Origin of the sequence: Streptococcus caballi DSM 19004, assembly GCF_000379985.1 — a bacterium.
GTDB lineage: Bacteria > Bacillota > Bacilli > Lactobacillales > Streptococcaceae > Streptococcus > Streptococcus caballi.
Genome location: NZ_KB904073.1, coordinates 19058 through 34599 on the forward strand (window position 1 = coordinate 19058; position 15542 = coordinate 34599).

The 15542-nt window shown below is 41.6% G+C and carries 12 protein-coding genes; 11 read left to right on the top strand and 1 reads right to left on the bottom strand.

Features of this window, described 5'->3' with window-relative positions:
• The first annotated feature begins 61 nt into the window (after positions 1-61).
• Entirely contained in the window at positions 62-1831 is a 1770-nt protein-coding gene (locus A3GS_RS0104300; RefSeq protein WP_018364184.1) for an oleate hydratase, read from the top strand.
• A 343-nt stretch (positions 1832-2174) separates the two neighbouring features.
• On the opposite strand, the gene A3GS_RS0104310 is transcribed toward A3GS_RS0104300, so the two are convergent.
• Entirely contained in the window at positions 2175-3077 is a 903-nt protein-coding gene (locus A3GS_RS0104310) for an RluA family pseudouridine synthase (protein WP_018364186.1), read from the bottom strand.
• Positions 3078-3305: 228 nt separating this feature from the next.
• Here A3GS_RS0104310 and pbp2a point away from each other — a divergent pair, with 228 nt between their 5' ends.
• From pbp2a to essC, 10 genes are all read left to right on the top strand, one after another.
• Positions 3306-5594: a penicillin-binding protein PBP2A gene (gene pbp2a, locus A3GS_RS0104315; RefSeq protein ID WP_018364187.1), complete on the top strand. Its 2289-nt coding sequence runs from the start codon at positions 3306-3308 to the stop codon at positions 5592-5594.
• Between the two features lie 48 nt (positions 5595-5642).
• Positions 5643-5795 carry a 50S ribosomal protein L33 gene (gene rpmG, locus A3GS_RS12265; RefSeq protein ID WP_083901870.1) on the top strand — a complete coding sequence of 51 codons (153 nt, stop codon included), beginning with the start codon at positions 5643-5645 and terminating at the stop codon, positions 5793-5795.
• Between the two features lie 57 nt (positions 5796-5852).
• Entirely contained in the window at positions 5853-6029 is a 177-nt protein-coding gene (gene secE / locus A3GS_RS0104320; protein WP_018364188.1) for a preprotein translocase subunit SecE, read from the top strand.
• Positions 6030-6232: 203 nt separating this feature from the next.
• A complete protein-coding gene (gene nusG / locus A3GS_RS0104325) occupies positions 6233-6769 on the top strand; it encodes a transcription termination/antitermination protein NusG (protein ID WP_018364189.1) in 537 nt (178 codons plus the stop codon).
• A gap of 619 nt (positions 6770-7388) precedes the next feature.
• Positions 7389-7682, top strand: a complete 294-nt coding sequence (locus tag A3GS_RS0104335) for a WXG100 family type VII secretion target (protein ID WP_018364191.1) — start codon at positions 7389-7391, stop codon at positions 7680-7682.
• A gap of 101 nt (positions 7683-7783) precedes the next feature.
• The gene (esaA, locus tag A3GS_RS11500) at positions 7784-10798 is read left to right on the top strand and encodes a type VII secretion protein EsaA (protein WP_018364192.1); all 3015 of its coding nucleotides are present in this window, start codon (positions 7784-7786) and stop codon (positions 10796-10798) included.
• 1 nt (position 10799) lies between these two features.
• Positions 10800-11270, top strand: a complete 471-nt coding sequence (gene essA, locus A3GS_RS0104345) for a type VII secretion protein EssA (RefSeq protein ID WP_018364193.1) — start codon at positions 10800-10802, stop codon at positions 11268-11270.
• Positions 11271-11510 (top strand): EsaB/YukD family protein, encoded by a 240-nt coding sequence (locus tag A3GS_RS0104350; RefSeq protein ID WP_018364194.1) that lies wholly within the window; start codon positions 11271-11273, stop codon positions 11508-11510.
• 3 nt (positions 11511-11513) lie between these two features.
• Positions 11514-12764, top strand: coding sequence for a type VII secretion protein EssB (essB, locus tag A3GS_RS0104355; protein WP_018364195.1), 1251 nt, complete (start codon positions 11514-11516; stop codon positions 12762-12764).
• Positions 12765-12775: 11 nt separating this feature from the next.
• Positions 12776-15542 (top strand): type VII secretion protein EssC (essC, locus tag A3GS_RS0104360; protein WP_018364196.1); only part of this gene is annotated, 2767 nt, incomplete at its 3' end.

The window sequence follows — 15542 nt, forward strand, 5'->3', positions numbered from 1 at the left end:
TTTTTGCACCTTCAAAAGGTGTTAAATAGACTTAACGATAAAGTTAAGGAGTTGACAGTTTATGTATTATTCAAATGGTAATTATGAAGCCTTTGCTCGTCCTCAAAAACCTGCTGGAGTTGATGGTAAATCAGCTTATATTATCGGTAGTGGTCTTGCTGCCTTATCGACAGCCGTCTTTCTTGTACGTGATGCTCAAATGTCAGGTGACAGGATTCATATTTTAGAAGAGATGTCCCTGCCAGGTGGTAGCATGGACGGTATCCACAATGATCGCTTGGGATATATTATTCGTGGTGGTCGAGAAATGGAACCCCACTTTGAAGTGCTTTGGGATCTTTTCCGCTCTATCCCATCCTTGGAAAACCCTGACAATAGTGTCTTGGATGAATATTATTGGTTAAATAAAAAAGACCCTAGTTATGCCAAGACGCGCGCTATTCATGACCGAGGCAAGGCTATTCCAGATGATGGTCAACTGACCCTGTCTGAACAGGCAGTCAAGGAAATCATTGATTTAGTCCTGACACCAGAGGATAAATTGCAAGATGTGCAGATTGATCAAGTCTTCGGCCAAGATTTTTTTGCTTCTAACTTCTGGCTTTACTGGAGCACCATGTTTGCCTTTGAACCTTGGGCTAGCGCTATGGAAATGCGCCGTTACCTCATGCGCTTTATCCAACATGTTGGGACCTTGAAAAACTTGTCATCGCTACGTTTCACCCAATACAACCAATATGAATCCTTGATCATGCCTATGGTAAAATTTCTAGAAGGTAAAGGGGTTGATTTTTCTTACAATACTGTTGTTAATAATATCCTAGTCAACCGTATGGGCAGCGATAAGGTTGCTACCAAAATTGAAATGACAGTGGATGGTCAAGATAAGTCGCTTGAGTTGAGCCCAGATGATTTGGTATTTGTCACTAACGGCTCTATCACAGAAAGCTCTACCTACGGCGACAATACTCATCCGGCTGCTACTAGTCATGATTTGGGTGCTAGTTGGAAACTTTGGGAAAATTTGGCTGCGCAAGATAGTGATTTTGGACATCCTGATAAATTCTGCAAGAACATTCCAGATGCCAACTGGACTATATCAGCTACCATTACTTTTACTGACAAGCGTATTGCTAAATACATCGAAGCGATTAACCATAAGGATCCCTACAGTGGCTCTATCGTAACTAGTGGACCAACGAGTATCAAGGATTCTAATTGGTTGCTGGGCTATTCTATTAGCCGTCAACCTCATTTCAAGGCGCAAAAGCCTAATGAATTAGTGGTTTGGCTCTATGCCCTTTACAGTGATCGTAAAGGGAATTACATTGATAAGCGACCTGACGAATGTACGGGTATTGAACTTTGTGAAGAGTGGCTCTACCACATGGGTGTCCCTGAAACAGATATCCTGTCTATGGCAGAAGCTGCGTCAACCGTTCCTTGTCACATGCCTTATATCACGACTTACTTCATGCCTCGTCGCTTGGGAGACCGTCCCTTAGTCGTGCCAGAACACAGTAAAAACTTGGCCTTCATTGGTAATTACGCTGAAACAGAACGCGATACCGTCTTTACCACAGAATACTCTGTTCGAACGGCTATGGAAGCTGTTTACACCCTGCTCAATGTCGACCGAGCCGTTCCCGAAGTCTTCGCTTCTGTCTACGATGTTCGAATGATGCTTAATGCCCTCTATTATCTCAACGATAAGAAGACCTTGGTAGAATTGAACGTGCCGTGGATTGAAAAAACAGCCCTCAAAGAAGCTCTCAAAAAAGTTCAAGGCACCTATATTGAAGAACTGCTCAAAGACTATCACCTGATCTAGGTAAAATCAATACAATTAGCCAATAAGAGGCATTCTAACCCTCCTCCCAGCTTGGGAGAAGGGCTTTTATGGTGAACAAGTCTACTCTCAGGTTGGGAGCGATATTTTTGGTGAGTTTGGATTACTCCTACGGTAAGGGTAGTATTCTGATGAGTTGGTTGACTTCTATGGTAGAATCGGTATTTTCTGATGAATTAGATTTTTCCTATGCTAGGGATAACTTTTTCATGTTTCTTGACCTCCGTCAATGGCTAGAACGCGAGTTTTTATCTTCTTTTATTTAGTTATTGGATAAAATAGGGCAAAAATGAGCGACTTCAAGGGAAACGCCCATTTCTTTATATCATTTTGAGTTCGTTTTTTCTTTTTTATTTTCTTTTTTAGCAAGATTTAGGACCTGTTCAAAGCTCTGCGATTTGGCTTCGACGGTGATTTTTTGCCGTGTCAAGGGATGGGTCAAGCTAAGACAGTGGGCATGTAGCATGAGGCGTGCTGCGGGACACTTGCTGTAAAGGGGATCGCCGATGATAGCATGTCCGTGGTAGGAGAGGTGCACACGGATTTGATGGGTACGCCCCGTTTCCAAGCGGCACTTGACTAGACTAGCCTGAGGAAAAAGCTTGAGACTGTCAACAATAGTGGTAGCGCTTTGTCCGTGTCGTTTGTCAACCACTCGTTTACGCCTATCGTGCCTGTCGCGTCCAATCTTATCACGAAAAATCACATGTTTAGCTGTCAACCTACCGTCAACTATGGCCCAATATTCGCGCCAGATTTTCTTCTCCTCAAGGAGGCGGTTGAGAATGGGCAGGATAAAAGGATTTTTGGCAAAAAGTACAGCTCCGCTAGTTTCCATATCAAGGCGATGAACAACATAGCAAGTCTGACCGACATAGGCAGACACATGATTGAGCAGGGCAAGCTCATTTGGCTCATTACCATGGGTCTTCATGCCCTCAGGCTTATTGACAATGATGATGTGCTGGTCTTGGTAGAGAGGTTCAACGAGGTTTGCCTGACCAAAAGGAATGTCCTTAGGAGGATAATCTTCCTCATCGAAAGTCAGCTGAATGCGGTCGTCTTCCTTAACCAGACTTTGCCAGTTGACCGCTCTGCCATTGACCAAAACATGCTTTTTAGTACGTAGAAAATGCCGAATCTTGCGAGGAATGAGCAGGTCTTCCTCTAAAAGTTGCTTAACGGTGCGTGAGCCGTATTTGTTGTTTAGAATTACTGAAAATGTCATGCTCTTATTATAGCATGTTTGCCTTTTTAGCAGACAGACAAAATCAGTCTTGAGACTGATGTATTATCGGGAGCGAGTTGCTATAATAAAGACAATCCTAAATATTTTCATAAATCTCCTAACACCAGTCATTCCTAAGGCTGGTGTTTTCTTCTAGGATTAGCTAGGGAGAGCCCATCATACGTTTTTTAAAGTGTGTAAATGATGGAAAATTGATATAATAAGCCTATGAATAATCTATTTGAATTATTGAAGACAAAACTTTTATCCCACTTTAGTGATGGGGAAGAAGAAAAAACAGAGAAAATTAAAGAAACTGATATGGAAGCCGTAGCTGAGGAGGTGACGGAGTCAGAAAGTCGCTATCAGCGTAGTAGGCAGCATCGGCAAAGGGAGGACAAACGTCCAGCTTGGCTGAAAAAATTTGAACGTTTCATTCCTTCACCCAAAAATCCTATCAGACGCTTTTGGCGCCGCTATCATATTGGAAAAATCTTCTTGATTGGGCTGGCTTCGCTGGTCTTGTTGGTTTCTTCCTACCTTTTCTATCTAGCCAAGACAGCTAAGGTGTCCGACCTGCAAAATGCCCTCAAGGCAACGACGGTCATCTATGATAAGAAAGGCGAGTACGCAGGGAGTCTATCTGGTCAAAAGGGCACTTATGTAGAGCTGGATGCTATTTCGGATAACATGGAAAATGCCGTCATTGCAACAGAGGACAGGTCTTTCTACAAAAACAATGGAGTCAACGTCAGTCGTTTCTTATTAGCTGCGGTAACCCTAGGAAAATTTGGTGGTGGGTCAACTATTACTCAACAATTGGCTAAAAATGCCTACCTGTCACAGGAGCAGACCATTAAGCGTAAGGCGCGTGAATTTTTCCTGGCCTTAGAATTAACCAAAAAGTACAGCAAAAAGGAAATTCTGACCATGTACCTCAATAATTCCTACTTTGGAAATGGAGTTTGGGGGGTTGAAGATGCCAGTCAGAAATATTTTGGGACCAGCGCGGCTAATTTGACCTTAGATGAGGCCGCAACCTTGGCAGGTATGCTCAAGGGTCCAGAGGTCTACAATCCTTATTATTCCATTGAGAATGCGACCAACCGTCGTGACACGGTTTTAAGTGTCATGGTGGATGCTAAAAAGATCAGTCAGTCTCAGGCAGATGAAGCGGCTTCAGTTGGGATGGGCAATCGTCTGAATGATACCTATGTTGGTAAGTCAGATGACTACAAGTATCCATCTTACTTTGATGCTGTAGTTAATGAAGCTATCAAAACCTATGGCTTGTCTGAGAAGGATATTGTCAACAATGGTTACAAGATTTACACGGAGCTAGATCAAAACTACCAGACGGGTATGCAGACCACTTTTAATATGACTGACCTCTTCCCTGTATCAGATGCGGATGGCACTAGCGCACAGGCAGCCAGTGTGGCTCTTGATCCTTCAACAGGTGGTGTTCGCGGGTTAGTTGGTCGTGTTCAGAGTACAGAAAATGCAACCTTCCGCAGCTTCAACTATGCTACCCAATCCTCCCGCAGTCCCGGTTCAACCATCAAGCCTTTGATTGTCTATTCACCAGCAGTGGCCTCGGGTTGGTCAATTGACACCAAACTACCAAATACATCAAGGGATTTCAATGGATATCAACCAAGTAACTACGGTGGTATTGAGACAGAAGATATTCCTATGTACCAAGCCTTGGCTAATTCTTACAATATTCCAGCTGTTTACACCCTGAACCAGCTGGGTATCAGCAAGGCTTTCTCTTATGGAAAGAAATTTGGTCTGAACATGGATGCGGTTAATAAGGAATTAGGTGTGGCTTTGGGTGGCAGCGTAACGACCAATCCATTGGAGATGGCTCAGGCCTATTCAACCTTTGCTAACGGTGGTATCATGCACACGGCTCACCTGATTACCCGCATTGAAAATGCCAACGGTAAGGTTATCAAGCGATACACGGATCAGTCACGTCGCATCATCAGTAAGTCTGTTGCGGATAAGATGACCAGTATGATGCTGGGGACTTTCACAAACGGAACAGCTGTCAATGCCAATGTTTATGGCTACACCTTAGCTGGTAAGACAGGGACAACGGAAACGGATTTCAATCCTGACTTAGCCAGTGACCAGTGGGTTATTGGCTATACACCAGATGTTGTTATCAGCCAGTGGGTCGGCTACAATAAGACCGATGAGAATCATTACTTGACAGATTCCAGCGCAGGAACGGCTTCCTACATTTTTAGCACTCAGGCTTCCTACATTTTGCCTTATACCAAGGGCAGCAGCTTTAAGGTTGAAAATGCCTATTCTCAAAATGGTATCGACTCAGTTTATAATTCTAGTAATTCAACAGGAACAGTCAGCGATTCTAAAAATATCATTGATGATTTGAGACAGTCAGCTGAGGATGCCAGCAAAAATATCAATGATGCTGTTGAGAAATCAGGTTTGAAAGAAAAAGCTCAAGAATTATGGGACAGCGTGCTAGACTATTTCAAATAGCTTGCGTCAGAGTCAAAATCATGTTAGAATAAAGGTTACGGAGGCGTTATGGCACAGAAAAAATCAAGTCTAGCTTGTACGGAATGTGGTAGCAGAAATTACTCTATCGGGGTAAGCAGTAATCCCAAACCGACTCGCTTAGAAGTAAACAAATATTGTAAATACTGTAAAAAATATACTCTGCACAAAGAAACACGTTAGTGAGCAAGTAGGTGTAGTTTAATCAAACCAAGAAAAGTTATCAAAAGGAGGAAAGTCGTGAAATTCATCAAAGGAACTTTCACAGTACTGAAAGAGACGGCATGGCCTGACCGCAAACAACGCTGGAAAGATTTTATCTCAGTGCTTGAATACACAGTATTCTTCGCTATTGTTATTTATATATTTGATAAACTATTGTCATTAGGACTGTCAGACCTCATCAGTCGCTTTTAATACTCTTTGAAGATCAAACCGATGCAGCCTTGATTTTCTTTAAGTAGGAGTTTAGACTTTGCAAGCCTGGAAGACTTCTTCTGGGCTTTTTTGCTACAAATCCGTGTTTTGTTTGACAGCACCGCTTCTTTTACATATAATAAAGGGGAAGAAATGCAAAAGAGGCCGCAGGGCTTTTTTATAATGCAAAAATGGAGGTAATTATGGATTCATTTGATAAGGGCTGGTTTGTCCTTCAAACTTACTCTGGTTATGAAAACAAGGTTAAGGAAAATCTTTTGCAACGTGCGCAAACCTACAATATGCTAGATAATATCTTGCGCGTGGAGATTCCAACGCAGACAGTTAATGTTGAGAAAAATGGTAAGGTTAAAGAAGTAGAAGAAAACCGCTTTCCAGGTTACGTTTTGGTAGAAATGGTTATGACAGATGAAGCTTGGTTTGTTGTGCGTAACACACCAAACGTTACTGGTTTCGTTGGGTCACACGGTAATCGCTCGAAACCAACCCCACTTTTGGAAGAAGAAATTCGCGCTATTCTTATCTCTATGGGACAAACAGTTGATGTCTTTGATACTAACATCAAAGAGGGCGATGTGGTTCAAATCGTTGATGGTGCCTTTATGGGACAAGAAGGCCGTGTTGTTGAGATTGACAACAACAAGGTTAAGCTTATGATCAACATGTTCGGTACAGAAACACAAGCTGAATTAGAACTGTACCAAATCGCAGAATTATAAGAATGATTGATGATGAAAGAGAGTGGGCTAAAAATCGGTAATTTCGTAGACATTCGATTTCTCAGCAAGTCTTAATTTCTTGTTGCTGACCTAAAACAGTTCACTGAACTGTTTTACTCCCGCCTCCGCATAGTTGAGTAGGACTATAAAAGTTGATTTATCAATGAATTAGAGTCTACTCAGCAGTGATTGATTGATCAAACAATTGAGGATTGTTTGATGTTGGAATTTAGCTTGCAAAGCAAGCGTCAAAAAGTGCCTAATCAATTGTGCATGGGAACTCTAAGTTGACTAAAGTCAACAGAGTTTCTCAAAACTACTGCGTCTTGTAAAATCTAATTGGAAAAATTGAGAGGTGTGGGACTTTTCTCCCAGCCTTTTTTAGTTACCTTGCTGGGGGCATGAACAACTAATCAAATGAGGCTTCATTTAATCTATTAGAGTGATGAAATGGCAGAGCTGTTCTAATTAGCTATTATTTGAAGTAGGAACAGTGGTGTTAAAAAGCTATGAAGAATCAAAATTTTAACAAAATTGTTACAAAACGAAAAGTAAAAGAAATATTGAAAAAAATGAAAAAGGGTATAATAAAATTATTAAAAGAAATGGAGATTATTTTATGGCACAAATTAAGTTAACACCAGAAGAACTTCGTTCACAAGCTCAAAGCTATACTGAAGGTGCGACTTCTGTTCGCGATGTCTTGACACGTTTGACTAATACTCAAGCTGAAATTGATGCTAACTGGGATGGTAACGCTTTTGACAGTTTTGAACAACAGTTCAACGAGTTGTCACCTAAAGTTAGTCAATTTGCAGATCTTTTGGATGAAATCAACGCACAATTGAATTCAGTTGCTAATACACTTGAAGAAACTGATGCCCAAATTGCATCACAAATTGGTTTCCAATAATTTTAAGAATTGAAAGCTAGAAAGTAGCAGGGCAGGTGCTAAACTGCTCTGCTCTTTTTTGAGAAAAAGAGATGAATAGGTTTATAAAATATATAGCTAGTGTGGCAGGCGTTGCAATCCTGCTAGGTGCTGTTGCTAGCCTGAACATCGCTGTTCAAAAAAATAATGATACGGCATCAACAGAGTTAAATAATCAGAAAACCACACGTCTGGATGTTGCCATTGTTAATGAAGATAGATTGGCCCTTGTGGGTAATACGGGTTATAATCTTGGGGCAAGTTATATCAAAAATATTGAACGAGATGACAGCCAGAGCTGGTCAGTTGTTAGTCGTGCCACAGCTGATAATGGTTTAAAAAGTGGAAAATACCAGTTGATGGTTATTATTCCTAATGACTTCTCTTCTAAAATTCTAGACTTAAATAGTTTGGCGGCAGACCGTACAACTATCAGTTATAAAATCAATGCCAATGGGAATCAGCAAATTGAAACTGAGGCTAATAAGGTTGGTAAGGATATTGTTTCGGATTTAAACAATCAGTTGGTTGACATGTATATGGCCAGCATTTTGAGCAACCTCTATACAGCTCAGCAGAATGTCCAGTCATTGACTGATCAGGAGACAACTAATATTTCTTCCTACCAGACAAATTTATTGGGATCAGCCAAGGGATTTGAAAATAATTTTCCTTCATTGGTGACAACAACAAAGAGCAGCTTAACAGCAAATGATAATCTGACCAAATCTCTTTCGGAATTTTCCACTACCTATAAGGATATGGCGACATCTCAGGAGAAGCTTGGTACTGATTTGAATGCTTTGATAGAAAAACGGTCACAAGATGCCATAAGTTATGAGGATTTTGCTAAAGCCTTGATGTCAATGGATGAAAGCTTGCTGAAGGTTGAGTTGACTTCGCTGACAGAACAATTACAGGCATCACAGAAAGGATTAAGTGAAGCAATTGATTCTATAGGAACGACTAGCTCTGATGACAGCGCAACGAGTGAAGCCATTAACAAAATGGGAGATCAGATTGATCGCCTTAGCCAAACAGTAACTAATTCTGGTGATAAAGCTAAGATTGAAGAATTTGCTAAAGAAGAGGTTAAGACCTACTTTGGCAAGGATAGTGTTAGCGTTGCTGATCTCCTTGGCACGAAAAAAGCCGACTCTGAAGAAACTTATCTTGGAACTTCGGTTGCTGACTACAAGAAAAGTATGGATGACGTGATTCAGAATGCTATCAATAGGTTGCCTGCTATTGATCAGAACGGTATTACAAGACTTACAGCTAATATGACAGAACTTGATTCATCAGTAGCTGCTGTTACAAACTTTAATGTGGACTTAGCTAAGCGTTATGACAATGCTGACTACAATAATACTAAGTCTGACTTAGAAAACCGATTAAATACAGCTAAAACTGAAATGGAAACTGCTGAAACCAACTTGAACAATAAGATTTCAAGTGATTTGACTACTGCAGCAACATCTCTAAATAATCCAGAGAAGCTCTCTGTTAAAATTAGTGGCGTCAGTGTGGATGCTGCAACTTCAGATGTCACAGCAAATCTAGCACTTGAGGTTCCGGAAGATGTTAGCTTAAAAGAGTGGTCTTATAATGGTACAATCTACACCGATGCGCAAGCACAGAATGTTATCTTGAAAGATTCTAATTCACAAGATGCCACAGTTACTATAACTTATCAGACGAAGGATGATTCTACTAAGTCAACCATTGTCCTACCTACTAATGAAATCAAAGACTATAGAGATAAAGTTGCTACTTATGCAGCAACAGTCCAAGAAGTTAAAGATGTTTATTCAAATGCCCAAGACCTTTTAAATGCCTACTACAAAGATGGCAAGAATATTACTGACAGCTTCTTTGATCAGCCTGTTACTGATCTCATTGAGCGCTTTTTAGTTGATGGCATTAATGATAATTTGGCAAAACCGACAGCAGATTTGAAACAAGAAATTGAAGATCTTAAAGCACAAAGAGAAGGGTTAGAAACCAAATTAGCTGCCATTAAAGAACAAAATGAGGAATTGTCTGAACAAATTGCTAAGAAGATTGAAGAAGTTAAGGCGGTTCAAGATCAGGTAACAGCTGTTCAAGACAAAGAGAAGACATCATCATCTGCTACTAAAGAAAGTGACAGTAAGATGTCTGATCTGAATTCTAACTTGAGCAAGCTGTTATCATCAACAGCAGAGCTCAAGTCAACATCAGACACTAATGCAAATGAAGCTGGTCAAGTGAAAGATTTATTCACATCTTTCAACCAAGATATGGAAACTGCTCAGAAAAACAGTACTAAGCTGTCTGCAGATGCGGATGACTTGATGGCTGAATTTAAAAAGGAACTGGCTGCTAGCGACGATTTCTCAACTGCCTTTTCTAAAGTTTTGAGCAATGCTTATAAAGATGGTGTGGCTAATGATGAAGTTTTGAAATTTTTGTCTAACCCAGTAACAGAGTCTTCTTCATCAGTGAAGGCAACCATTAATACTTATCGACCTTTTACCTGGATTCTTTTGTTAGAAGTTGTCAGCATCTTTACTGCTTATCTTTTCACAACTTATAATCTTGTTAAGAAGGCTAAAGATAAGTTTAAAGTGATTGACCGTCTGCACGACACAGACTTGATTAATGTTGCTATCATTTCCGTTTTAGCCATTATTACAGGTGTGGTTATTGGTGCTGTTTCGGCTTCAAAGTTAGCAGTAGAAAAAGATTTGATGCCATCATGGGTTCTGGTGGTGACGCTCTTTAGCTTGATTTTGATGCAGGGTCACTATTTCTTCTTCAAGAACCTCAAAGCTCTGGGGATGGGCTTGTGTCTCTTTATGACGATTAGCTTTGTTTATTTATCAAATGCTATTGGAACAACTGCGACGCTAAAAGGGCTTCCTGCCTTTTTGAAGAAAATTAATGTTCTTTCCATTTTGGAAACAGCTTTATCAAGCTACTTTGACAGCCGTGCAGCCAGTCTGTCCTTGCTTGTCTTAGCGGTTATCGTTGTGCTTGCCTTGATTTTTGTCAATATCTTCTTTACTCTAAATTTGAACAATTGGACAAAAGGCAGCACAGAAGTAGAGGCATAGTATGAAGAAATATGTGGTCGTTCTTGTGATGGTCTGTGCCTTTCTTCCTGTTCTTGTATGTGCTGATGATGGCATCAAGGACAATAGTTTACATATTGACAGCGAACGTTTAGAAGAAAAACGAGCTGATAATAGCAATCAGTCTGACCTTGCTTCAAATCTTTTCTCAAACGAAGCTGATCAGGTTTTGAAAAAAGCGAAAAATAAAGAAACAAGCACTTTTAATCGGCAAAAAGCTCAGCTATTTTCCCAAAAAAGCAAGAGAAATACTGATGTTAATCAGGTTAAGAAGCTTTTCAGGTCAAGGGCTAAATCTGGCCAATATGTAACGAAATCAGACACAGATACCAGTACGACTAGCCAAACAGGCAGCAGTGGGCTTGTGGCAATCCTTTACGGGGTTGTCTGCCTTCTTCTGATCTGTGGGGCTAGTTTTGCTACTTTTATGGTTGGTAAGAAAGAGGATATTTAAATGGAAAATCATATTAATGTTAGCTTGATTTTTCAAGGAGAATCGAGAGATGTCCGTATTCCTGTCAAAATTGAAGTCCGTAAGTTAATCAAGGAAATTGATAAGATTTATGGCTATAGCGAGGTCAGGCATAAATATCAGCTGCGCGTGGTCAATAAGGGACTCCTCTTAGATGAGGGGAAGGTTTTAGTAGATTACCCTGTGACGACGGGTGATGTTATTGAAATAGAGGAGATTTAGTTAGTGAGTGAAGTAGTGCTAACCTTTTTAGGTCAAGAATTTCATTATGTCAAAGAGGCAACGGTTTGGAAACTAGGCCTCAAACGCTCAGATGTGGCCACCCAAGAGATGGATCAGCTGCGCGTGCTTAATTTGCATCATCCTATGTTTTTAGAACAAAAGATGACCTTTGACGCCGATCAAGTGACATTTGATTATCAGTTAGAAGAGGATGGCTTGACGCTAGCGGCTGTCAAGGCACGGACGATGTCAGAGCAATTGCGCTTGGCGCTGAATGTCCTAGACTTGGAAGATTGTTTGAGGCTTCCTGTGACATTTTTCCTCCATCCAGAGAATCTTTTTATTACCAAGGATCAACGCCTGAAAATAGCCTATCGGGCTGTTCCAGAAATTATGACACCTCAATCTATGGATGAGGAAGAATTTCTCAAGCAGGCTAAATGTTATATTGTTGCTATCTTTACCGACTATCAGTTTAGCGATTTGTATGCTGGTTCTTTGGATGTGGTAGAGGTTCCTGAATTTTTGAAGGCTATCCGTAAGCTGGATAGTGTTGCTGCTGTCAGGGAAAGTTTGTTGCATTTCTACCGTGAGAAGCTGGAAGAAGAAGCAGCAACCCTGGCCATTGTCAAAAAAACAGGTCATAAGCTGTTTAAATATGCCACGATCTGGCTGAGCGTACTGGTTCTTATTCTGGTTGTTCCTCTGATTTATCTTGTTTTCAATCGCAATCCTTTTCAGGAGCGCATGCTGGCAGCTGATACAGCCTTTATCAAGGTGGACTATTCTGGCGTCATTGATAAGCTGAAAAATGTCAAGTTGTCTGCCCTGCCTTATACCCAAAAATATGAGCTGGCCTATGCCTATATCAAGAATCTTGGCTTTTCTAAGGAGAAGGAAGAAGTCATCATGAACAATGTGACCCTCAAGACAGAAGATCTCTATTTGGAATATTGGATTGAGATTGGTCGTGGGGAAAATAGCGAAGCTTTGGATATTGCTAAGCGTCTGGATGACTCAGATCTGATCCTCTATGCCTTAGCGATGGAAATTGAACGTGTCCGTGAAGATGATAGTCTGTCAGGCAGCAAGCGTGAAGAAGAATTAAACAAACTACAGGGTAGCTATGATAAGTATTGGAAAGATCGTGATGATGCCCTGACGGATGCTTCTGGTAAGGTTACGGATGCTACTTCATCTAGCAGCGAAACAACAGAAAAGACCAATACGGAAACATCATCTACTAAGAACTAAGGAATTTGCTAATGAGTAACTATTTAGCTATTTATAAAGATAACTTGCGCTACGAATTGGCGCTCTCTCCTGAGCGAGACTATGTGCTAGCTAACACCGAGAAAGCCTCACTCTATATTGATGGTCTGAACATTCCACTTCATCTGTCCTTTAAAGAAGGTGTTATTACCTATGCTTATGAGGAAGAAACAGGTCAACTCAGTGATGGTCAAAAAGTCGCTGGTCTAACTTTCTATCTGACGGAGGGAGAGCCGCTGATTTACGACTTGCTGGACCAGCAGGAATTATTGTTTGGTAAGCAGTCCAAGAGCGATATTCATATTGCTGATGCTGACTTTGATTTCCTTTTGCAAAAGCAAGAAGAAGGCTGGTTGTTGACTCTTCTGTCGGGAAATATTTTCCTCAATAACCTTGCCCTGTCTGAGACGAGCTGTTTCTTAGACATGGGAGATGAATTGAGCTGTCATGGTATTAAATTCAAAGTCTTTCCTGATGAAATCTGGGTGATGGGAAGGGTTAATGTCTCTCAAGTTTTGGCACAGAAGGCTGTCTCACGTTATGGTTTCTACGGAGAATATCCTGATTATCATCGCTCTCCTCGGATTATTTATCGGAGTTCAGAGGATAAAATTCAGATCAATGCACCTTCAGCTGAGCCCAAAAAACCAGAGAATGGCCTCTTACGGATGATTGTGCCTCCGCTGGTCATGTTGGCCGTGATGCTTTTGATTTCACTTGTCCAACCTCGAGGGATCTATATCCTCATGATGGCGGCTATGTCAGTGACAACGATCATCTTTTCGATAACGACCTATGTTAAAAATCGTAAAAAATATAAGCAGGATTTAAAGGACCGCATAGATTCCTACAAACGTTATGTCATGGATAAATCAATGGAGTTGGCAGAGCTGGCAGAGGAGCAGAAAAAAGGGCAGCTTTACCACTACCCTTCTATCCAGACCTTGGATAAGCTGTCAGCTAGTTACAATCATCGGATTTATGAAAAGACGCCTCTGCACTTTGACTTTCTCCACTACTGTCTAGGTCTGGGTCAGGTGCCTACTAGCTATGAGCTCCGCTATTCTCAAACAGAGCGCAGTGGGCAGACCGACCCGCTAGAAGCGGAGGGCTATCAACTTTATATGCAAAATCGCACCATTGATCAGATGCCCATCGTTGCTAATCTAGCACATGGTCCTGTTGGTTACATCGGACCTCGTCCCTTAGTGATTGAGCAACTGCAACTCATGGTGAATCAGCTAGCCTTTTTCCACTCTTATCATGATGTGCAATTCATTACCATCATGCCCGAAGAGGAATTATCGCAATGGGAATGGCTACGCTGGTTACCGCATGCTACTTTGCAAGAGATGAATGTACGTGGTTTTGTCTATAACCAACGCACACGTGATCAGGTGCTGAACTCACTCAATCAAATCCTCAAACTGCGCAAGAACCAGCTGGATGACAAATCCGCCAAAGAAAGTCTGCTCTTCTCGCCTCACTATGTGGTGCTGGTAACGGATGAAAAGCTGATTTTGGACCATGTCATCATGGAATTTTTCAGTGAAGATCCTACTGAGCTTGGTTGCTCGGTTATCTTCGTGGAAGATGTCTTGTCCAGTCTGTCTGAAAATATCAAGACCATTATCAATATCAAGGATAGAAATGTTGGACAACTGGTCATTGAGGAGGGTGAGCTAAGAGAAATTGATTTTGCCTTAGATCATTTCCCAGAGGCCTATGACAAGGAGAGTCTGGCTCGTCGTTTGGCGCCGCTCAATCACTTGCAAAACCTCAAGTCCTCTATCCCTGACAGCGTGACCTTCATGGAAATGTATGAGGCTGAAAACTTTAAGGACTTACATGTCCAGGAGCGTTGGGCAGAACATGCACCGTATAAGTCCTTGGCGGTGCCGCTTGGCTTACGTGGTCAAGGTGATATTGTCTACCTTAACCTGCACGAAAAAGCACATGGGCCTCACGGTTTGATTGCTGGGACGACAGGTTCTGGGAAGTCAGAGTTGATTCAGTCTTATATTTTGAGCCTAGCGGTTAACTTCCACCCCTATGATGTGGCTTTCTTGCTCATCGACTACAAGGGTGGTGGGATGGCCAATCTCTTTAAAGACCTGCCCCACTTGCTGGGAACCATTACCAACTTGGATGGTGCCCAGTCCATGCGTGCTTTGACTTCAATCAATGCCGAAATTCATCGCCGTGAACGCTTATTTGCGGCAAATGGGGTTAACCATATCAATCAGTATCAGAAGAAATACAAACTGGGTGAGGTTGCTGAGCCACTACCGCATTTGTTCTTGATTTCAGATGAGTTTGCGGAATTGAAACAAGAACAGCCAGACTTTATGAGTGCCTTGGTGTCAACAGCGCGGACAGGGCGTTCTCTGGGGATTCACTTGATTTTGGCAACGCAAAAACCTGCTGGGGTGGTCAACGACCAAATCTGGTCCAACTCGCGTTTCAAGATTGCNNTGAAAGTGGCNGANCGTCAAGATTCNANNGAAATGTTGCACACNCCTGATGCGGCAGAGATTACCCAAACGGGGCGTGCNTANNTNCAAGTCGGNAANAANGAAGTCTATGAACTCTTCCAAAGTGCTTGGTCAGGGGCAGAGTACCAACCTGATAAGGCAGACCAAGGAATTGAAGACCATACCATCTATGCCATCAACGCCTTGGGGCAATACGATATCCTCAATGAAGACCTGTCAGGACTAGAGGATGCGGATGACATTCGCCAAGTGCCAAGCGAGCTGG